Here is a 17,960-nt window from a genome sequence, read left to right as displayed (position 1 = left end):
AAGGAGATCACCGACCATGAGTGACACCACCACCCCCGGCGCGCTGACCGAGGAGCAGAAGGCCGCCCTCGTCCGCTCGACCCGTCGTCTCGACCTGCGCCGCATCCTCGGCGGCCTGTTCGTGCTCTACGGCGTCATCGTGACGATCGTCGGCATCGTCCACTGGGACACCGACCCCGACAAGACCGGCGGCATCCACATCAACCTGTGGGTCGGACTGTCGATGCTCGTCGGCGGCCTGCTGTTCTTCCTCTGGGACCGCCTGAACCCGGTGCCGGCCGAGGACATCATCGGCCAGGCCGAGGCCGAGGCCGACCAGAAGGCCGCAGGCGAGGGCCGCGCGTCCGCCTGACCTCGGTCGCGCGCCACTGAGCCGACCCGGGGCGACGAAGCCGCTGTCGCACGACAGCGGCTTCGTCGTTCCGAGTCGGTGTCCTGGATCACTTGACGTGGCCCGCGCTGGACTCGTAAAATTGATATGTCGACCGCGTGCTGCTCGGTCGAAAGTGAGCCCCGGAGAATCCTGCAGCCAGCGCGGGACCGGGGTTTTGCGCTGTCCAGGGTCGTTCACCCCACGCGGACAAGGGTGCTGTCGAGCTCGTCGTCGAGGCCCGCCACGTGCGCACCGCAAGCAAGATCAGCCAGTGCGACCAGTGGTTCATCGACCCCGCGGACGTGCTCGTGTCGCACCGGAACGCCGACTCCTCGTCGTCGAAGGGCATCGAACATCGACCGGTCGCCGTCATCTCGTGCCCCGCCGCCCGCACGTCCACACGTGCCGCTTCGCAGGCGGACGCCGTGATGACCACGGCAGCCATGACGTACGTCGTGTGATCGCGCCCGCCGCCCGGCTCCGATTCATCGACGTACGCCCGCATCGGTCCAGAATATCGCGTATCAGTCCGTACCGCGACGGAACGGTTGCGCATCACCGCGCCACGGGCCAGGTTGAGCGTGACGAAAGGAACCTCCCTATGGACACGATGGTCTTCATCAACCTGCCCGTCACCGACCTCGACCGTTCGAAGGCGTTCTACGAAGCCCTCGGCTACTCGATCAACCCGATGTTCAGCGACGACACCGCTGCGTGCATCGTCATCAGCGACACGATCTACGTCATGGTGCTCACCCACGCGAAGTTCGCCGACTTCACCGACAAGACGATCGCCGACGCCGGCACCGTCGAGGTCATCAACTCGCTCACCGCCGGGTCGAAGGACGAGGTGCACCGCATCGTCGACGCCGCCGTCGCGGCCGGCGGGAGCGAGGACCGCGCGCCGATGGACCTCGGCTTCATGTTCCAGCGGAGCTTCACCGACCCGGACGGCCACCGGTGGGAGTACGTGTGGATGGACCCGCAGGCCGCCCAGGACGGCCCGCCGGCCGAGTGACCACACGGTCGGCAACGAGGGTATCGGCGGCGCACGCCAGGATGGTGCGATGAGCACCGAGCCCGCAGCCACCGAGCCCGCGCCCCACTCCGACCTGGTGATCGGCGACGACGGACTCGCCCGGCCGGTGTGGGCATCGACGGACGAGCTGCTCCGCGACTACTACGACACCGAATGGGGCATGCCCGTCCGGGACGAGCGCGGGGTGTTCGAGCGGCTGTCACTCGAGGCATTCCAGTCCGGCCTGTCCTGGCGCACGATCCTGGCGAAGCGTCCGGCGTTCCGTGCGGCGTTCGCGGACTTCGCCCCCGACACCGTCGCGGGCTTCGGCGAGGACGACGTCGCTCGGCTGATGGCCGACGCCGGCATCGTCCGGAACCGGGCGAAGATCCTCGCGACCATCACGAACGCGAACGCGACGGTCGCCCTGCGGCAGGACGGCGGGCTGTCCGACTTCGTCTGGTCGTTCCGTCCGGCGACGACGCCCGAACCGGAGTCGTACGCCCAGGTCCCGACGACCTCCGACGAGTCCGTCGCACTGTCGAAGGCACTGCGGAAGCGCGGCTTCGCGTTCGTCGGTCCGACCACGATGCACGCCCTGATGGAGGCGCTCGGCATCGTCGACACGCACCTGCTCGGCAGCCACCGGCGCGGGACCTCGGGCGTCTGGAACTGACCAGGACGCCGACCCCACCGCCGGCGAGGGCACCGGGCTAGGGTCGCGGCATGAGCACCGACCAGCCGAACCCGCGCGTGCGTCCTGTCCACCCGGTCGACGCCGACGTCGTCGACGTGCCCGTCGACGTGCCCGCCCCCGCGCCGGACACGGCCGGGGACGCGGCGACGGCGCCGGGTCACGACCCCGCCGAGGTTCGGATCGCCTTCCTGCTCTTCCCGGACCTGACGCAGCTCGACTTCACCGGCCCGGCGCAGGTGCTCTCCCGGGTGCCCGGCGCACGCGTCGAGTACGTGGCGGCGACGCTCAACCCGGTGCCGACCGACTGCGGGTTCGCGCTGGTCCCGACGACGACCATCGCCGACGCGGGTCCGGCGGACGTCCTCGTGGTCCCCGGCGGTGACGGTGCCTTCGACGCGATGCTCGACCCCGAGGTCATCGGGTTCGTCCGGCGCGAGGCCGAGCGCGCCACCTGGGTGACCTCGGTCTGCACGGGCGCGTTCGTCCTCGGTGCCGCGGGACTCCTCGCCGGCAAGCGTGCGACGACCCACTGGGCGTCGAAGCCGATGCTCGAGGCGTTCGGTGCGCAACCGGTCGACGAGCGGATCGTCGACGACGGTGCCGTCGTCACGGCGGCCGGCGTCAGTGCGGGCATCGACATGGCGCTGTGGCTGGCGGCCGAGCTCGCGGGGCAGGCAGCGGCCGAGGCGATCCAGCTGCAGATCGAGTACGACCCGCAGCCGCCGTTCGACGCGGGCTCCGCGGAGCGCGCCGACGCCGTCGTGGTCGCCCGTGCACGGGCTGCGGCCGAGGCAGCGCGCGGGGACCGGGTCACCCGCGCAGCGGCTGCCGTCCTGCCGTGACGACGCAGCTGCCCTGACGAAGCACCTGCCGCGACGACGCGGCTGAACCCAGCGGCAGAACCCTCAGGCCAGCGGCTTCTGCATCTGCGTCGCCGTGACCTCGTACCCGAGCGAGGCGTACAGGTCCTGCGCGCCGGTGTTGTAGCCGAACACGTTGAGCCCGATGCTCGTCGCGCCGTGCTCCGCTGCGGCCTGGTGGCCGAGCTCGAGCGCACGTCGGGCGTATCCGCGACGACGGTGCGGTTCGTCGATCTCGACGTCGAACACCCACCAGTCGGTCCCGCCCGGAGCCAACGGCCCGATCCAGAGGTACCCGACCGTGGTGTCGTCCTGGTCGAGGACGTCCCACACCAGGTGCCCGTCGGCCGGGGACCCGCCCGGGAACCACTGGTCGAGCGACTTCTGCTTGTTCGCCTCGGCCTGTTCGCGGGTCTCGCCCGCCTGCATCCGTGACGCCACGTACTCGGCCATGGTCCGGTCGAGCCAGGCCGGGAGGCGCGTGGCCGGCATCTCCTGCAGGCGCGTGTCCGTCATCGGTTGCCCTTCGAACCCCGGCTCGGCTTGCCGCGCATCTTCCCGCGGCCGGGGGTTGGGCCCTTGCCGGTGTTCGACTTCTTGCCGCTGCCGGACTTGCCGCTGCCGGGCGACTTGGCCTTCGCCTTGCCGCCGGCGCCTCCGGCACCCGCTCCGCCCTTGGCCGACCCGCCCTTGCCTGCTGCGCCCTTGCCCGACCCGTCGGAGCCGCCACCGGCCTTGGAACCGCCGCCTGCCGCACGCAGGGCCTCTTCGACGTCGCGATCGGTGCCGGTCGGCTGGTTCCGCGAACTGTTGGCGGTGCGTCCGCGCACCACGCCGATGAACTCCTCGGTGGTCTCGGTGGCGTCCTCGTCACGCCAGACCAGCGCGATCTGCGTGCCGGGGGCGCCGAAGAGCGGGCGCGCGACGAGGTCCTTGCGGCTCGCCGCGCGGAAGAGCGACTGGGGGAGCACGACCACGCCGACGTTCGCCTCGACCAGGTCGAGCGCGGCGGCGATGTCGGCCGGCACCGGACCGGCGTCGACGACGTGCACCTCGGCGTCGGCGAGGTCCACCTCGGCCAGGTCGGCGAGGGGGGAGTCCTTCGGCATCGCGACCACGGCGGTCTCAGTCCAGAGCGGGATGGCGTTGTGCTGGTCGGAGACGGGCATGCGTGCGAAGACCATGTCGACCTCGCCGGCGAGCGTGTCGTCGACGTCGTCGGACCCGATCGGCCGCAGTCGCAGCTCGATCGAGGGGTGTCGATCCCGCCAGACACGGGCCCACTTGGCCGGGGAGACCCCGGGCACGAATGCGATGGTGAGTGCCGCGGTCATGCAGACGAGCATAGGGGCCGTACTCTAGGGGGCATGGCGCAGGAACAGACCATGAAGCCCGAAACGGCTGCGAAGAAGCTCGGCATCTTGCTGGCGGCCGCTCCGGAGTCCTTCCAGGGCGCTCCCGTCACACGGACCGCCTTCGACGAGCTCCGGACCGAACCCCCGACGTGGCTCGAGGACCTCCGACGCGACGGCCCGCACCCGCGACCCGTCGTGGCGCAGAAGCTCGGCATCTCGATCTCGGGGCTGACCCGTGCGGGGATCGACGACGCGCTCACCACGGCGGAGATCAAGACGCTGCTCGAGCAGAAGCCCGAGTGGCTCGTCCGTGAGCGCGAGACGCAGGCCGCCGTGCACGTCGAGAACGCCCGTGTGAAGCAGGAGCGCGCCGCCAAGGCCGCTGCCCGCGCCGAGGACTGACCCGCCCGGCACCGCGCCGCCGCAGCTGAGGACCCGCCGTGCACGAGACCGTCGCCGACGCCATGCTCGTCGTGCCGCAGTTCGCGTCGGTGTGCTGCATCGTCGGTGACCGCTACCGACCGCGCCCCGGCGTGATCGTGCCGGCTGCGGTGATGCTCGTCGCGATGCTCATGCCCGTGGTGCACGCGGGTGCGGTGTGGACGCTCTTCGCGGCGACGCTCCTGCTGTTGCTCGCACCGCTGCCGGTGATGCGCCGACGCCGTGCCGACGGCCGCCGCGCCGAGCCGATGGACGTGCACCGCGCGCTGTCGGCGGTCGTGATGGCCGGCATGCTCCTGATGGGCCACGCGACCGGCGTCGCCGACGGGCACGCGGGACACGGCATCGCGTTGTCCGCGGTGCTCGGTGCCGGCGTGATCGGCTACTGCGCGTTCAGCGGGTGGCTCCTGCGGTACGAGTGGGCGCAGGAGGACCGCCGGGCCGTGCGCAGCGGCGAGGTCTTCGCGATGACGGTCGCCGTCGTCGGCATGACCCTCGCGATGTAGCGCTCGAGCGCTGTCGGGGCTCAGTCGGTCGTGGGCGACGCGTCGCCCGTGTGCGTGACACGGTCCTTCGCTGCGCGGAGGGTGTCCTTCGGCACCGGCGGCACGCCCCGTCGGATGCCTCGGAGTCCGACGACGAACAGGATCGCGGTTACGACGGCGAACACGATGAACGTGATCCCCGTCGCGGCCCAGATCGGCAGTGCCAGGGCCAGGAGCGCCACCACGAGGCCGGCAAGCAGCACGAGTGTGGTCAGTGCGAAGGCCACCGCGGCGCCGGTGAGCACCAGCCCGGTCTTCGCGCCGTTCGCCCGTTCGCTGATCTCCCGCCGAGCCGAGGCCACCTCGTCACGGACGGCGCGCAGCACGGGTTCCAGCGCCTTCTGCACCAGGCCGGCGGTGACCGTGTCGCGGAAGGACGGCTTGCTGCTGGTCGTGGTGTCGTCGTGGTCCGTGGTGCTCATGGGTCTCCTGTCCGGGGCGCGGTGATCGCGTCCACCTGCTGTGACGCGTCCGGTCCGATGATCGTCACGTCGGCGGCGGCGTGCTCGGTCGCTTCCCAGCTTGCGGAGCCGCCGGTGGCGGTGGGCGCGACCGCCGGGAGGCCCGCCCCGCGTCGACGACGCAGGACGGGCCTCCCGGGGTGGTCGGGCCGAGAGCCCTACTCGGCGATCTCCTCGAGGTCGTCGATGCCACGGGCCGCCGCCGCTGCGCGGCGCGCGCGCATCGACGGGGCCGCGAGCGCGGCGAGCACGGCGAGGACCGCCACGCCGGTGCACGCCCAGAACCCGATGGTGAAGGCGTCGTCCGTCGGCAGACCCTGCGGGGTGCTGTGCGAGGTGATGAGCGCCGCGATGACCGCGGTGCCGACGCTCGAGCCGATCGTACGGACGACGGTGTTGGCGCTGATGGCCTCGCCGGTCTGGTTCGCGGGGACGCTCTCGATGATGGCGTTCGAGCACGCGGCGAGGGCCAGGCCGATGCCGATGCCGGTCAGGACGCCGGAGACGACGACCTGCCAGAGCTCACCGTGCGCGATCGCGGGCAGCAGGAACGCCGCGACGATGGCGATCCCGCCGAGCAGCATGGGCGGCTTCGGACCGACCTTGCGGACGAGGATGCCGGCGATCGGCCCGGCGACGATCATCATCAGGACGGTCGGCAGCAGGAAGAGACCGGCCTGGGTGACGTCCTTGCCGAAGCCGTAGCCGAGTGCGCTCGGCAGCTGCAGCAGGGTCGGCACGAGCACGAAGGTGCCGAACATCGCGAAGCCGAAGACGAGCGCGACGACGTGGGCCGTCCAGACGCCGCGGACGGCGAACAGGCGGACGTCGATGAGCGGTTCGGCGACGCGGAGCTCGACCAGGACGAACGCGACCAGTGCCACGGCGCCGAGGACCAGCAGGCCGATGGTCTTGCCGTCACCCCAGCCCCAGGTCTCGCCCTCGCTGACGGCCAGCAGGATCGACACGAGCGAGACGGCGAGGACGAACGTGCCGACCATGTCGAGGCGGCCGGGCTTGCGGACCGGCGACTCCGGCATGCCGAAGATCGCGCCGAGCAGGGCGATGACGACGAGCACGGCGGGCAGCCAGAACAGCCAGTGCCACGACAGATGCTCGACGATCGGGCCGGCGGCGACGATGCCGACGCCAGCGCCGATGCCGAAGATCGCGGAGAGCAGACCGATCGTGACGCTGACCTTCTCCTTCGGCAGCTCGTCGCGGACGATGCCGATCGACAGCGGCATCACCGCGCCGGCGGCGCCCTGCAGCGCACGGCCGACGATGAGGACGCCGAGGTTCGGTGCCAGCGCGGCCAGCACGGCGCCGACGAGCAGGATCGACAGCACGACGATCAGGACCTTGCGCTTGCCGATCATGTCGCCGAGGCGACCGAGGATCGGCGTGAGCACCGACGCGGAGAGCAGGTAGGCGGTGAGCACCCAGCTCGTCGCGCTCGTCGAGGCGCCGAGGTCCTGTCCGATGGTCGACAGCGCCGGGGCGACGAGCGACTGCAGGACCGCGAACGACAGACCGCCGAGGGACAGGTAGACGATGATCGCCGTGCTGTTCGGCCGGTGTCCGGCGGTGGTGGGGTGCGAGCCCGTGCGGGGGCTCTGCATGGTGTCGGTCATCGTGCTCCGTGTCTCGGGTGATGTAAACAATTGCTGACTCGACGAGGGTACGCAGTTCTCACGCGATGTCAACACTTGCTTACATCCCGGTTCTGGCCGGTACGCTTCGACCCATGAGCAAGGACGCCGCCGCCACCCGACTGCTGCTCGTGCGGGCGGCGCGGCACCGGTTCGCGTTCGACGGGTACAAGGCGACGACGGTGCGCGACATCGCCGCCGACGCCGGGGTCAACGTCGCGCTGATCAACCGCTACTTCGGTTCGAAGGAGGGGCTGTTCCGTGCCTGCCTCGACCGGGTGGTGGAGGACCTCGGGGCCGAGCAGCCCGTCGAGCGCGGCCTCGAGCGCGCGCTGGCCGGCCTGGTGTCACACGTGGTCCGCGCGCCGACGGACGACGACTCCCTCCAGCTCATGCTGCTGCTCCGGTCCTCCGGCGACGACGGTGCCGACGCCATCCGCCGCGAGACCCTCCGCCGGTACGCGGAACGGCTCGCCACGGCCGTCGGCGGCGAGGTCACCGAGGAACTGCTCGTCCGAGCCGAGATCGCGCTGTCGGTGGTGCTCGGGATGACGATGCTCCGGCGGTCCACCGCGGTGGAGCCGCTCGCGTCGGCCGACGACGACGTCGTGGCCGGGGCACTCGACGACGCGCTCCGCGCCCTGCTCGCACCGTCGCGGTAGCGTCGAGCCGTGTCCGACCGACCAGCCCGCCGTCCCGACCCCGCCCCGCGCCTCGACGAGGTCGACGAGCGCATCCTCTGGACCCTGGCCGGCGACGCCCGGATCCCGAACAACCGACTCGCCGCCGCGGTGGGCATCGCGCCGTCGACGTGCCTCACCCGGGTCCGGGCCCTCGAGGACGCCGGGGTGATCCGCGGCTACCGGGCCGAGGTCGACATCGCGCGCCTCGGCTTCTCGATCGAGGCGATGGTCTCCGTCCGGGTCCACGCCGCGGCCCGCCACGAACTCCGGGACTTCGCGAAGCGACTGCTCCGGGTGCCCGTCGTGCAGGACGTCTCGTTCCTGGCCGGCGACAAGGACTTCCTCGTGCACATCGCGTGCGAGTCGACCGAGCAGCTGCGGGACTTCGTCGCCGACGAGCTCAGCGGCGACCCGTCGGTGGCGACGACCCAGACGAACATCGTGTTCGAGCGGCTCGTCGCCGACCGGTCCACGCAGGGCCGCTCGTTCGACGAGCTCCGCCGCTGGCGCGCCTGACGAGCCCGCCCACGCAGACGCGCCTGACGAGCCGGTCCGGTCAGCGCTGCCGGGTCATCGGGACGTGCGGGATCCGGTCCTCGAGGTACTCGTCCCCGGAGCGCACGAACCCGAAGCGGGCGTACCACTGCTCGAGGTGCGACTGGGCGCCGAGGGCGATGCTCGCGGAGCGGGACTCGGCGATCGCGGCCTCGATCAGCCGCCCGGACAGGCCCTGCCCGCGGGCGTGCGCCGCCGTGACGACCCGGCCGATGCGCTCGGTGCCGTCGGGTTCGCGCAGGAGCCGGAGCGTGGCGTCCACCGAGCCCTGGCCCGCCCAGAACTGCACGGTGCCGGGCTCGAGGTCACGCCCGTCGATGTCGCCGTACGCGGCCCCCTGCTCGACGACGAAGACGTCCTGTCGCAGGCGGAGGATCTCGTGCAGCGTGACGATGTCCAGGTTGCGGGTCGGGGCGGAGAAGATCGAGACCACGGACGGCCTTTCCTGAGAATTTCTTCCAGAACGGGGTGCGTTCCGGAGCGGACCGGCGTACATTGCCGGTCAACCACTCTACGTGCGCAGCCGAGTTCAGGAGGTGAGCGCATGGACACGACGTCGCGCGCCCCCTGGCTCGCGGTGCTCCGGATCGCCCTGCTGGGCGTCGGGACCCTCGCTGCCCTCGTGCTGCTGTCCCTGGCGTTCGGGGCCCGTCCGGCCTCGGCTGCCGAGGCCGCGTCCACTCCGCCCGCCCAGACGCAGCAGCGCGGGATCGTCAGCGGTGTGGTCGACGGGCTCGGCGAGACCGTGCACGACGTGTCCGGCGGTGTCGGACAGGTCGTCGGCGGCGTCGTGGACCCCGTCCGCGCAGCGGTTGCGCCAGCTCCGAAGCAGGCACCAGCACCAGCACCGGCACCGGCACCGGCACCCCCGAAGCCGGCCCCGGCACCCCCGGCAGCGCCCGCGCCCGCGCCGGCTCCCGTCGCCCCCGCCCCAGCAGCTCCGGCTCCCGCAGCTCCGGCCCCCGCCGCTCCGGCGACCGCGCCCGCGGTGCCGGCCACGACCGCCCCTGCGGCCGAGCCGGCCACGCACCTGGTGCAGGGCGTCGTCGAGCACGTGGGCACCGCCTCCCGGCCCGTCACCGACACCGTCGCGACGGCACTGCGCCCCGTCACCGGGACCGTGCAGACGATCGCCGACGCGCGACCCGTGACCACGGTCGTCGACACTGTCGACCACGTGGTCGGCAGCGTCCCGGTGGTCGGCCCCGTCGTCGGCGGCGACACCCTCGGCACGGTCACCGCTCCGGTCACCGGCCTGGTCGACGACACCCTCGGCGGTGTCGGCACGATCGTCGGACAGGTCCCCGACGTCGTCGCGGGCGTGGTCCCGTCGGTCGGTGGCGTCCTGCCAGGAGGCACGGATCCCGTCATCGACGTCCCCGCACCTCCGGTCGTCGTCGGCACCACCCCGTCCGGCGTGCCCGGCTCAGCTGTCCCGTCCGCGCGACCGCCGCTGGCGGCCGCCCCGGCGAGGACCCCGTCCGTGCCCACGGTCGCGTCGACGGGCGCGGACGGAGCGTCCGTTCCTGACGCCGGACGCCGGTCGGGCGTGACCACGCCGTCCACCTTCGTGACCGGACCGCTCGCCGGCCCCGTCGCTGGTGCCGTGCAGGACGCGACGCTGGGCGGCACCGCCCTGCTCGTCCCCGAGCCGGGCGACGGCCACGGAGCGCCGTCCGACCGCCAGGGCGGCGCGGGCGTCCTCGGGGGCAGTGCCACCTCGACTCCCGGCGGCGTCGCAGCCGTCGGCATCGTCGGCTCGACCGACGACATCGTCTCCCTCGCCGCGGGGTCTCGCGGCACGCTCTCCGACGACGCGGTCCCCGCATCGGTCGTCGGCGAGCACGACGTCGCCCCTGACTGAGATCGGTGCGCCTGTCCGGCACGGCAGGCACGCACACACACCGACCCGCGACCGCGGTCGGCCAACGATCTCGATCAGGGAGTACGACCATGAACAAGTACGTCTCGAGAGGGCTCTGGTTCGCCCTCTTCGTCGGCGGCCTCACGCTCGGAGGGGCGGCAGCGGCGAACGCTGCCACGACCTCCGGAGCGGACGGCGCCGTGTCCGGAACCCAGGTGGTTCCGTCGGTGGACGCTCCGGTGTCCCTCACCGGCAACGCCCTCGGGGTGCTCGGCGACGCGGTGTCGTCGGTGACCTCGCCCGCCGCGGCGCCCGCGGCTCCTGCAGCTCCAGCCGCCGCTCCTGCACCGGCCCCAGCTCCCGCGCCGACGACCTCGGGCGCCGACGGCACGGCCTCCGGCACCCAGGTGGCGCCGGCGGTGACCGCCCCGGTCTCCGTCGGTGGCAACGCCGTCGCCGTCGGTGGCGACGCGGTGTCGGCCCCGGCTGCTGCTCCGGCTGCGCCTGCTCCGGCTGCCGCCGCTGCTCCGACCACGTCCGGTTCGGACGGCACCGGCTCGGGGACCCAGATCGCCGGCGCCGTGACCGTCCCCGTCACGGTCGGTGGCAACGCGGTCGCCGTCGGCGGTGACGCGGCGTCGACCACGACGCCGCCCACCCCGGCGGCCTCCACCCCGGCAGCACCGGCCGAGCCCGCTGCTCCGGCACCGGTCACCTCGGGTGAGGACGGCACAGCCTCGGGGACCCAGGTCGCCCCGGTCGTGTCGGTCCCGGTGACGGTGTCCGGCAACGGCATCGGGGTGCTCGGGGACGGCACCGCTGCGGGGTCCGGCCCGGCGGCGACGCCGGCACCGGCCGCTCCGGCCACGACCACGCCGAGCACGTCCGGCGACGACGGGCTGCTCTCCGGCACGCAGGTCGGCGGACTGGTCGACGTCCCGGTCACGATCGGCGGCAACGGCATCGGGCTACTCGGTGACGGCACCTCGGCGGGCACGACGCCCGCCGCGGGCACCGGCACGGCTGCCGGTCCGGCTCCGGCTGCCGGTGGCACGACGGACGGGGCGGACGGCACCGCCTCGGGCACCCAGGTGGCCCCGGTGGTCGCGGTCCCGATCACCATCGGCGGGAACGGCATCGGCGTGGTCGGCGACGGCACCAGCACCGGCGGGGCGACCCCGGCGGGCACCACCCCGAGCAGCACGACCCCGTCCGCCGGGGGTGCGACCTCCGGTGACGGTGGCCTGCTCTCCGGCACCCAGGTGGTCCCGGTGATCAGCCTGCCGATCACCATCGGTGGGAACGGCATCGGCGTCGTCGGCGACGGTACCGCCACCACGCCGGGCACCGGCACGACGCCCGGCGACGGCGCAGACCCGGGTACGGACCCGGGCACGACCCCGGGCGACGGCACGGACCCCGGTACGGACCCGGGCACCGACCCCGGTACGGACCCGGGCACGACCCCCGGTGACGGGACGGACGCCGGCGACGGCACCGTGCCCGGAACCGTGACCACCCCGGCCGGTGCCACCGGCGCGGACGGGCCGACCCGGGCCTCCACGGAGGGTGTGGTGACCACCACGGCCGCCGCGACCAGCGGGATCTCGGCCGTCACTCGGACGGTGGCCGACACGGTGAGTGCCGCCGGTGACGGCGCGACCGCGCTCGCCTACACGGGAGCGACCTCGCCGGTCGTCCCCGTCGGGTTCGCGCTCCTGCTGCTGCTCGCCGGGGCGGGCACGCTCGTGCTCCGTCGCCGGCACTCGGCGGTCGACACCGACGGGACGCGCTGACAGCAGGTGACCGAGGGGCGTCGCACCGCCGGCGCCCCTCGTCACCGTGCCCGGAGTTGTCCGAACGGCCGGCCGGCACCACCATGAGGGGGTGCGCTCCGCCCTCGTCCGGCATCCGGTGACGGCCGCCATCACGTTCCTCGTGGTCGCGACCGCGGTCTTCGGCATCGTCGTCCGGGTGCTGCACGGTGCCGACCCGGCCTCGTACGGGCCCTTCCGGATCTTCGCGGCGTCCACCGGCGCGGTCGCGTTGCTCACCACGATCGCCGGCGTCGTCGTCCTCGTCGGTGCCGCCGAGCGGCTGATGGGGTCGTGGCGGACCGCCCTGGCGTTCGTCGTCACCACGGTCGTCGGCACCGCGGCCGGCGCGCTCACCGCGTTCGTCGACACGGACGGCCGCGACCTCACCGGCCTGCTGCTCGGGCGGGCGACGGCCTTCGACCCCTGGACCGCGATCGTCGGGACGATCGTCACCGCGAGCGCGTTCGCCGGACCGCTCTGGCGACGACGCATCCGGGTGAACGCGCTCGCCGTCGTGGCCGCGCTCCTGCTCTACGCCGGACACGCCTCCGACCTGTACGCGGTGCTCGCCGCCGCCGCGGGGTGGGTGCTCGGTGAGCTGCTCCGCCGCACCCCGGAGCGCGGCGGATGGGTGCGCAGCTCGCACCGCGAGACCCGGGTCCTGCTCGGGACGGTCGTGCTGGTGTCGGCGATCGGCCCCGTGGTGGCGCTCGTCTCCCGCGCACGGATCGGATTGCTCGCGCCGATCGCCGCGGTGCTCGGCACCGGGCCGGTCACCCCCGTGAGCGGCTGCGGCACCGACGGGGCCGCTGGGCAGTGCCTCCGCGCGCTGCTCGCGTACCGGGCGACGGACCCGTGGACGCTGCTGCTCGCCATCGCGCCGCTGCTCGTCCTCGTGGTGGGCGGCCTCGGGCTCTTCCGGGGCAGCCGGTTCGCCGTCTGGCTCGTGGTGGCGGTCGACGTGGTGACGGCGGTCGCGGCCGCGGTGACCTACGGGGTGCTGCCGGCGCGGGCCGGTGGGCTGCAGGGCACCGCCGACGAGTTCGTCACGGCGCTGTCGGTCGGTGCGTCGATCGTGGTGCCCCTCGCGACCGCGGCCGTCCTCGTGCTCCGGCGCCGGTCGTTCACCGTGCTGCCCTCACGGCGGCGTGTGGTCGCCTTCGCGGTGACCGTCGTCGCGGCGGTCGCCGTCGTGGTCGGCACCGTCGCGGTGTTCGCGGCGTCGGCCCCGGAGCACGTCGAGGACCCGCTCCGGCTCGCCGTCGCCGCCCTCGGCCCCCTCTCGCCGCTGACCTTCTGGGAGCAACTGCCCTCACTCGGCACGGCGCTGCGCATCGTGATCGGACTCGCCGGCCCCGTGCTCTGGTTCGTCGTCGCGCTCGCCGCGGTCCGGCCCACCGGCGCAGTGGAACCCGACACCGACGCGGACGGCTCCCGGTCCGACCGCGAACGGGCCCGGGCGCTGGTGCTCGCGGGCGGCGGCGACACCTTCGGGTGGATGACGACCTGGCGCGGCAACGCCTACTGGTTCGCGGCCGACGGGCGCGCCGGGGTGGCGTTCCGGCGCAACGGTGGGGTGGCCGTCACCGTGGGTGGCCCGTTCGGCTACCCGGATGCCCGCGCCGCCGCGATGACGGACTTCGCCCGGTACTGCGACGACAACGGGTGGACGACGGTCTTCTACGGCATCGACGCCGGGACGGCCGAGCTGCTCACGACGCAGGGGTGGTCGACGTTGCCGGTCGCCGAGGACGCCGACCTCGACCCCCGCACGTGGACGACGACGGGCAAGCGCAAGCAGGACGTCCGCACCGCCGTGAACCGGGCCCGCCGCGAGGGCATCACCGCCACCTGGTCGTCCTGGCAGGACCTGCCGCCGTCGACGGCACGGCAGATCGAGGCGATCTCGGAGGAGTGGGTCTCCGAGCGCGAGCTCCCCGAGATGGGCTTCACGCTCGGCGGGGTGGACGAGATGCGCGACCCCGCCGTCCGGACGCTCGTCGCGCAGGACGCCACCGGGCGGGTGCTCGCCGTGACGAGCTGGTTGCCGAGCCACCGCGAGGGGCGGGTCGTCGGCTGGACCCTCGACGTCATGCGCCGGACCGAGGCCGCGCCGAACGGCGTGATGGAGTTCCTCGTCGCGAGCGCCGCCGAACGGATGCGCGACGACGGCGTCGAACGACTCAGCCTGTCGGCGGCACCGCTCGCGCAGGCGGGCGAGAACGCTGCACCGAGCGACGGCGTGCAGAGCCTGCTCGAGCTCGTCGGGGGAGTCCTCGAACCGGTCTACGGCTTCCGGTCGCTGCTCCGGTTCAAGCAGAAGTTCGGCCCCGACTTGCACCCGCTCGTCCTCGCCTACCCCGACCCGGTCGCGCTGCCGTCGATCGGCCTCGCGGTCGTCCGGGCGTACCTGCCGGACCTGTCCCTGCGGCAGGCGGTCGCGCTCGCGCGCGGACGCGGCTGAGGCGGCACGGTCGACGGGCCGGTGCGGTGGACGCGACCGGGCGGCGGACGGGAGGCGCGGTGCGGGCCCGCCCCGGGCTCCCGGTCGTGCGCCGCGTCGCCCCGTTACGTGCCCCGCTCCGGCCCGACGCGTCGGTCACCGGTCTGGGGTATCGTTCCGACTACGCAAGCGCTCCGGGGTCGGTGCAATTCCGAACCGGTGGTGACAGTCCACGAACTGATGACGGGTGCGAACCCGGCAGAGGTTGACTCGGTGAAACTCCGGGACCGACGGTGAGAGTCCGGATGGGAGGCGCGCTGGCGGACGAGACGACCCATCCTGCGTGGGACGACCCGTCCGTCGATGCCGACGATCGTCGAACACCCCCGGAGTCCCGTTGAGAGGACACCAGTGTTCACCGGCATCATCGAGGAACTCGGCACCGTCACCGCCGTCGAGCAGCACGGCGACTCCGTCGCGCTCACCGTCCGCGGGCCGATCGTGGTCGCGGACGCCAGCCACGGCGACTCCATCGCCACCAGCGGCGTCTGCCTCACCGTGGTCGAGCAGACCCCCGACTCCTTCACCGCGTTCGTCATGAAGCAGACGCTCGACATGAGCGCGCACGGAGCGTTGCGGGTGGGCGACCGCCTGAACCTCGAGCGCGCGGCGTCGGTCGGCGACCGGCTCGGCGGCCACATCGTGCAGGGCCACATCGACGGCACCGCCACCGTGCTCGAGACCGCGGACGGCGACGGCTGGCGCCGGGTGCGGTTCTCGCTCGCGCCGGCGCTCAGCCCGCTCGTCGTCGACAAGGGGTCGATCGCGCTCGACGGCGTCTCGCTCACCGTCAGCGCCGTCTCGCCCGAGGACACCGCGCCGGACGCCGCCTGGTTCGAGGTCAGCCTGATCCCGGAGACGCTCGAGGCCACGACCCTCGGCCTGCGCGTGCCGGGGGACCGGGTGAACGTGGAGACCGACGTGCTCGCGCGGCACGTGCGCCGGATGCTGCGGCTCGACGCCGCCGTCGGTTCGCTCGAGCCCGCGGGCTCGCTCGAGCCCGCGGGCTCGTCCGAGCCCGTCGGCTCGTTCGAGCCCGTCGGATCGGAGGCCCGGTGATGGTCGCCTCGGTCCCGCAGACGCTCGGCTCGTCGAGCATCGAACTCGCGATCGCGTCGGTCGCGGCCGGCCGCCCGGTGATCGTCGTCGACGACGAGGACCGCGAGAACGAGGGCGACGTCATCCTGTCCGCCGAGCTCGCGACGCCGGAGTGGATCGCCTGGACCGTGGCGCACTCGTCGGGGTTCATCTGCGCGCCCGTGAGCGCCGAGATCGCCGACGCCCTCGACCTGCCGCCGATGGTCCAGCACAACGAGGACGTCCGCGGCACCGCGTACACCGTCACGGTCGACGCAGCCATCGGGGTCACCACGGGCATCAGCGCCCACGATCGTGCACGCACTCTGCGGGTCCTCGCCGACCCGACCTCCGTGCGCGACGACCTGCACCGCCCCGGCCACGTCGTCCCCCTGCGGGCACGACCGGGCGGGGTCCGCGAACGTGCGGGACACACCGAAGCCGCGATCGAGCTCGTCACCGCAGCCGGGCTCCGGCCCGCCGCGGCGATCTGCGAGATCGTCGACGAGGACGGCAGCATGATGCGGCTGCCGGCGCTCGTCGCACTCGGGGCGCGCGAGGGCGTGCCCGTCATCACCATCGCCGCGCTCGTCGAGTGGCTGGACGCGGCAGACCGGACAACGGCAGCAGCTGCCCTGTCCACGGAAGGAACAGCACGATGAGCGGAGCAGGCGCGGCGGACCGCGACCACGTCGACGGCACCGGGATCCGGGTGGCCATCGTCGCCGGGCAGTGGCACGACACGATCGCGGCGGGCCTCCTCGCCGGGGCGCAGCGCGAGGTCGAACGGCTCGGCGCCACCGCGTCGGTGTTCCCGGTCCCGGGGAGCTTCGAGCTGCCCGTCGTCGCGAAGACCGCCCTCGAGGCCGGGTTCGACGCGGCGGTCGCGCTCGGCGTGATCATCCGGGGCGGCACCCCGCACTTCGAGTACGTGTCCGACGCCGCCACGAGCGGGCTCACCCGCGTGGCGATCGACACCGGCAAGCCCGTCGGGTTCGGCGTGCTCACCCTGGACGACGAGCAGCAGGGCATCGACCGGGCCGGGCTGCCCGGCTCGAAGGAGGACAAGGGCGCCGAGGCCGTGCACGCCGCGGTCGCGACCGCGGTGACGCTGCGCTCGCTGCGCGTGCTCGCCTAGCGCGGCTGGTTCACACGGCGCCCGCACTCGGAACGGCCCCGCACCTCGAGAGGTGCGGGGCCGTTCTGCGTCGGCGGAGTGGTTACCGCTTGCCGAACACGTGGATCGGCAGGAAGAAGGAGAGGGTCATCAGGATGAGGCCACCCATGAAGATGAACGCCTGGCCTGAGTCGACCTGGAACGCGAACCCGAACAGGTACATCGACACCAGCAGCAGCAGGATCGAGAAAACAGCGGCGATGACGCGGCCCACGGGATACCTCCGGGTGTCGACGAGTGGAACGTCGCCAAGTCTATCCCCAGGAACGGGGATGGTCGTTCACGCGCCGGGCTTCGTCGCGATCAGACGGTCCACGACGGCGAGGAGCGCCTCCATGTCGACGGTGCTGCGCTTCGGTCGACCGTCGCTCGCGGCACCGAGGGAGGCCTGGTGGTACAGGCCGTCGCCGAGGAGCTTGACCGCCTGGGCGGTGGGCTCGTCGTGCAGGGCGTCGACGAGGGTCACGAGCCACGCGTTCTCGGTGTCGTCGAGGGTCCGGCCCGCTTCTTCGTAGCCGGCCTGCTGCAGGCGGCTCGCGGCGAGGAGCGCGAGGTCGAGCTCGCTGCCGACGAACAGGCAGTTGCGCACGAAGTAGCGGGCGGCGCCGTCCTCGGCCTCGGCCATGCGCTCGACGTCGATGGCGGACAGGTCGGAGAGTCGCTCGCACAGCCCCTCGACCAGGGCCGCCTTCGAGCCGAAGTGGTACAGCAGCCCGCCCTTGGAGACACCGGCGCGGGCGGCGACGGCGTCGAGCGTCGCGGGACGTTCGCCGTCTTCGCACACGATGGCGACGAAGCTGTCGAGGACGCGGTCGCGGGCACTGGCCATGGGCACGAGTCTAGGAGGAGTTGTGCACGAGCAGGTGCAGGCGTCGCGGGCCG

21 protein-coding genes, 1 pseudogene and 1 riboswitch are annotated in these 17,960 nt (G+C 73.0%); of the genes and pseudogenes, 15 read left to right on the top strand and 7 right to left on the bottom strand.

Annotated elements, in window-relative coordinates:
- Positions 1-16 precede the first annotated feature (16 nt).
- The 5 genes from EDF48_RS08500 to EDF48_RS08480 all read left to right on the top strand — a co-directional run bounded on the left by EDF48_RS08500 (position 17) and on the right by EDF48_RS08480 (position 2,930).
- The gene (locus tag EDF48_RS08500; protein ID WP_131879355.1) at positions 17-352 is read left to right on the top strand and encodes a hypothetical protein; all 336 of its coding nucleotides are present in this window, start codon (positions 17-19) and stop codon (positions 350-352) included.
- Positions 353-618: 266 nt separating this feature from the next.
- Positions 619-834: a hypothetical protein gene (locus EDF48_RS08495; RefSeq protein WP_131879353.1), complete on the top strand. Its 216-nt coding sequence runs from the start codon at positions 619-621 to the stop codon at positions 832-834.
- 140 nt (positions 835-974) lie between these two features.
- A complete protein-coding gene (locus EDF48_RS08490) occupies positions 975-1,391 on the top strand; it encodes a VOC family protein (RefSeq protein WP_131845730.1) in 417 nt (138 codons plus the stop codon).
- A 49-nt stretch (positions 1,392-1,440) separates the two neighbouring features.
- Positions 1,441-2,067: a DNA-3-methyladenine glycosylase I gene (locus EDF48_RS08485; protein WP_131879351.1), complete on the top strand. Its 627-nt coding sequence runs from the start codon at positions 1,441-1,443 to the stop codon at positions 2,065-2,067.
- A gap of 50 nt (positions 2,068-2,117) precedes the next feature.
- Positions 2,118-2,930 (top strand): DJ-1/PfpI family protein, encoded by an 813-nt coding sequence (locus tag EDF48_RS08480; RefSeq protein WP_207906677.1) that lies wholly within the window; start codon positions 2,118-2,120, stop codon positions 2,928-2,930.
- 63 nt (positions 2,931-2,993) lie between these two features.
- Here the strand turns inward: EDF48_RS08480 and EDF48_RS08475 are convergent, their stop codons facing one another.
- Positions 2,994-3,464, bottom strand: a complete 471-nt coding sequence (locus EDF48_RS08475; RefSeq protein ID WP_131879349.1) for a GNAT family N-acetyltransferase — start codon at positions 3,462-3,464, stop codon at positions 2,994-2,996.
- Entirely contained in the window at positions 3,461-4,282 is an 822-nt protein-coding gene (locus EDF48_RS08470) for a LysR family transcriptional regulator substrate-binding protein (protein ID WP_159573285.1), read from the bottom strand. Before EDF48_RS08470 ends, EDF48_RS08475 begins: the two co-directional genes overlap by 4 nt.
- Before the next feature lie 33 nt (positions 4,283-4,315).
- Between EDF48_RS08470 and EDF48_RS08465 the strand changes: the two genes are divergently transcribed.
- Both EDF48_RS08465 and EDF48_RS08460 read left to right on the top strand, forming a co-directional pair.
- Positions 4,316-4,705, top strand: a complete 390-nt coding sequence (locus EDF48_RS08465; protein ID WP_123292059.1) for a DUF5997 family protein — start codon at positions 4,316-4,318, stop codon at positions 4,703-4,705.
- 38 nt (positions 4,706-4,743) lie between these two features.
- Positions 4,744-5,250 (top strand): hypothetical protein, encoded by a 507-nt coding sequence (locus EDF48_RS08460; protein WP_123292060.1) that lies wholly within the window; start codon positions 4,744-4,746, stop codon positions 5,248-5,250.
- 20 nt (positions 5,251-5,270) lie between these two features.
- Here EDF48_RS08460 and EDF48_RS08455 read toward each other — a convergent pair whose 3' ends face one another.
- Together EDF48_RS08455 and EDF48_RS08450 are read right to left on the bottom strand one after the other, a co-directional pair.
- Complete coding sequence (locus EDF48_RS08455; protein ID WP_131845725.1) at positions 5,271-5,711, bottom strand: phage holin family protein; 441 nt, start codon at positions 5,709-5,711, stop codon at positions 5,271-5,273.
- A 197-nt stretch (positions 5,712-5,908) separates the two neighbouring features.
- Positions 5,909-7,384: an MFS transporter gene (locus EDF48_RS08450; RefSeq protein ID WP_123292062.1), complete on the bottom strand. Its 1,476-nt coding sequence runs from the start codon at positions 7,382-7,384 to the stop codon at positions 5,909-5,911.
- A 113-nt stretch (positions 7,385-7,497) separates the two neighbouring features.
- Here EDF48_RS08450 and EDF48_RS19545 point away from each other — a divergent pair, with 113 nt between their 5' ends.
- Positions 7,498-8,064, top strand: a complete 567-nt coding sequence (locus tag EDF48_RS19545) for a TetR/AcrR family transcriptional regulator (RefSeq protein ID WP_131879345.1) — start codon at positions 7,498-7,500, stop codon at positions 8,062-8,064.
- Positions 8,065-8,073: 9 nt separating this feature from the next.
- Positions 8,074-8,601, top strand: coding sequence for an Lrp/AsnC family transcriptional regulator (locus tag EDF48_RS08440; RefSeq protein ID WP_123292064.1), 528 nt, complete (start codon positions 8,074-8,076; stop codon positions 8,599-8,601).
- 40 nt (positions 8,602-8,641) lie between these two features.
- Here the strand turns inward: EDF48_RS08440 and EDF48_RS08435 are convergent, their stop codons facing one another.
- Positions 8,642-9,073 carry a GNAT family N-acetyltransferase gene (locus EDF48_RS08435; RefSeq protein WP_123292065.1) on the bottom strand — a complete coding sequence of 144 codons (432 nt, stop codon included), beginning with the start codon at positions 9,071-9,073 and terminating at the stop codon, positions 8,642-8,644.
- Between the two features lie 111 nt (positions 9,074-9,184).
- Between EDF48_RS08435 and EDF48_RS19395 the strand changes: the two genes are divergently transcribed.
- From EDF48_RS19395 to ribH, 6 genes and pseudogenes are all read left to right on the top strand, one after another.
- Positions 9,185-10,504, top strand: coding sequence for a hypothetical protein (locus EDF48_RS19395; RefSeq protein WP_131879343.1), 1,320 nt, complete (start codon positions 9,185-9,187; stop codon positions 10,502-10,504).
- 89 nt (positions 10,505-10,593) lie between these two features.
- Positions 10,594-12,300: a hypothetical protein gene (locus EDF48_RS08425; protein ID WP_131879341.1), complete on the top strand. Its 1,707-nt coding sequence runs from the start codon at positions 10,594-10,596 to the stop codon at positions 12,298-12,300.
- A gap of 91 nt (positions 12,301-12,391) precedes the next feature.
- Positions 12,392-14,785, top strand: a complete 2,394-nt coding sequence (locus EDF48_RS08420; RefSeq protein ID WP_123938591.1) for a DUF2156 domain-containing protein — start codon at positions 12,392-12,394, stop codon at positions 14,783-14,785.
- Between the two features lie 165 nt (positions 14,786-14,950).
- Positions 14,951-15,085, top strand: a riboswitch (FMN riboswitch).
- Between the two features lie 90 nt (positions 15,086-15,175).
- The gene (locus EDF48_RS08415) at positions 15,176-15,883 is read left to right on the top strand and encodes a riboflavin synthase (protein WP_131879339.1); all 708 of its coding nucleotides are present in this window, start codon (positions 15,176-15,178) and stop codon (positions 15,881-15,883) included.
- Positions 15,883-16,506 (top strand): annotated as a pseudogene (gene ribB / locus EDF48_RS08410) (3,4-dihydroxy-2-butanone-4-phosphate synthase); the annotation flags it as partial. The gene EDF48_RS08415 and the pseudogene ribB, both read left to right, overlap by 1 nt.
- Before the next feature lie 53 nt (positions 16,507-16,559).
- Positions 16,560-17,039: a 6,7-dimethyl-8-ribityllumazine synthase gene (ribH, locus tag EDF48_RS08405; protein WP_123292070.1), complete on the top strand. Its 480-nt coding sequence runs from the start codon at positions 16,560-16,562 to the stop codon at positions 17,037-17,039.
- An 82-nt stretch (positions 17,040-17,121) separates the two neighbouring features.
- Here ribH and EDF48_RS19070 read toward each other — a convergent pair whose 3' ends face one another.
- Both EDF48_RS19070 and EDF48_RS08400 read right to left on the bottom strand, forming a co-directional pair.
- A complete protein-coding gene (locus EDF48_RS19070) occupies positions 17,122-17,292 on the bottom strand; it encodes a hypothetical protein (protein ID WP_159574085.1) in 171 nt (56 codons plus the stop codon).
- Between the two features lie 66 nt (positions 17,293-17,358).
- Positions 17,359-17,907, bottom strand: a complete 549-nt coding sequence (locus EDF48_RS08400) for a TetR/AcrR family transcriptional regulator (RefSeq protein WP_123292071.1) — start codon at positions 17,905-17,907, stop codon at positions 17,359-17,361.
- Positions 17,908-17,960 lie beyond the last annotated feature (53 nt).

The sequence above is a fragment of the Curtobacterium sp. PhB191 genome, from assembly GCF_004346515.1.
In the GTDB taxonomy this organism is placed as follows: Bacteria; Actinomycetota; Actinomycetes; order Actinomycetales; family Microbacteriaceae; genus Curtobacterium.
Note: the sequence above shows the minus strand (reverse complement) of the source record. Positions and strands in the feature narration are given on the sequence as shown.

Bases quoted from the DNA above. Each gene is read 5' to 3' on its own strand.
- EDF48_RS08450 (WP_123292062.1), bottom strand. From the start codon at position 7,384: ATGACCGACACCATGCAGAGCCCCCGCACGGGCTCGCACCCCACCACC.
- EDF48_RS08425 (WP_131879341.1), top strand. From the start codon at position 10,594: ATGAACAAGTACGTCTCGAGAGGGCTCTGGTTCGCCCTCTTCGTCGGC.
- EDF48_RS08400 (WP_123292071.1), bottom strand. From the start codon at position 17,907: ATGGCCAGTGCCCGCGACCGCGTCCTCGACAGCTTCGTCGCCATCGTG.
- EDF48_RS08475 (WP_131879349.1), bottom strand. From the start codon at position 3,464: ATGACGGACACGCGCCTGCAGGAGATGCCGGCCACGCGCCTCCCGGCC.
- EDF48_RS08480 (WP_207906677.1), top strand. From the start codon at position 2,118: ATGAGCACCGACCAGCCGAACCCGCGCGTGCGTCCTGTCCACCCGGTC.
- ribH (WP_123292070.1), top strand. From the start codon at position 16,560: ATGAGCGGAGCAGGCGCGGCGGACCGCGACCACGTCGACGGCACCGGG.
- EDF48_RS08455 (WP_131845725.1), bottom strand. From the start codon at position 5,711: ATGAGCACCACGGACCACGACGACACCACGACCAGCAGCAAGCCGTCC.
- EDF48_RS08485 (WP_131879351.1), top strand. From the start codon at position 1,441: ATGAGCACCGAGCCCGCAGCCACCGAGCCCGCGCCCCACTCCGACCTG.
- EDF48_RS08500 (WP_131879355.1), top strand. From the start codon at position 17: ATGAGTGACACCACCACCCCCGGCGCGCTGACCGAGGAGCAGAAGGCC.
- EDF48_RS19395 (WP_131879343.1), top strand. From the start codon at position 9,185: ATGGACACGACGTCGCGCGCCCCCTGGCTCGCGGTGCTCCGGATCGCC.
- EDF48_RS08465 (WP_123292059.1), top strand. From the start codon at position 4,316: ATGGCGCAGGAACAGACCATGAAGCCCGAAACGGCTGCGAAGAAGCTC.
- EDF48_RS19545 (WP_131879345.1), top strand. From the start codon at position 7,498: ATGAGCAAGGACGCCGCCGCCACCCGACTGCTGCTCGTGCGGGCGGCG.
- EDF48_RS08470 (WP_159573285.1), bottom strand. From the start codon at position 4,282: ATGACCGCGGCACTCACCATCGCATTCGTGCCCGGGGTCTCCCCGGCC.
- EDF48_RS08490 (WP_131845730.1), top strand. From the start codon at position 975: ATGGACACGATGGTCTTCATCAACCTGCCCGTCACCGACCTCGACCGT.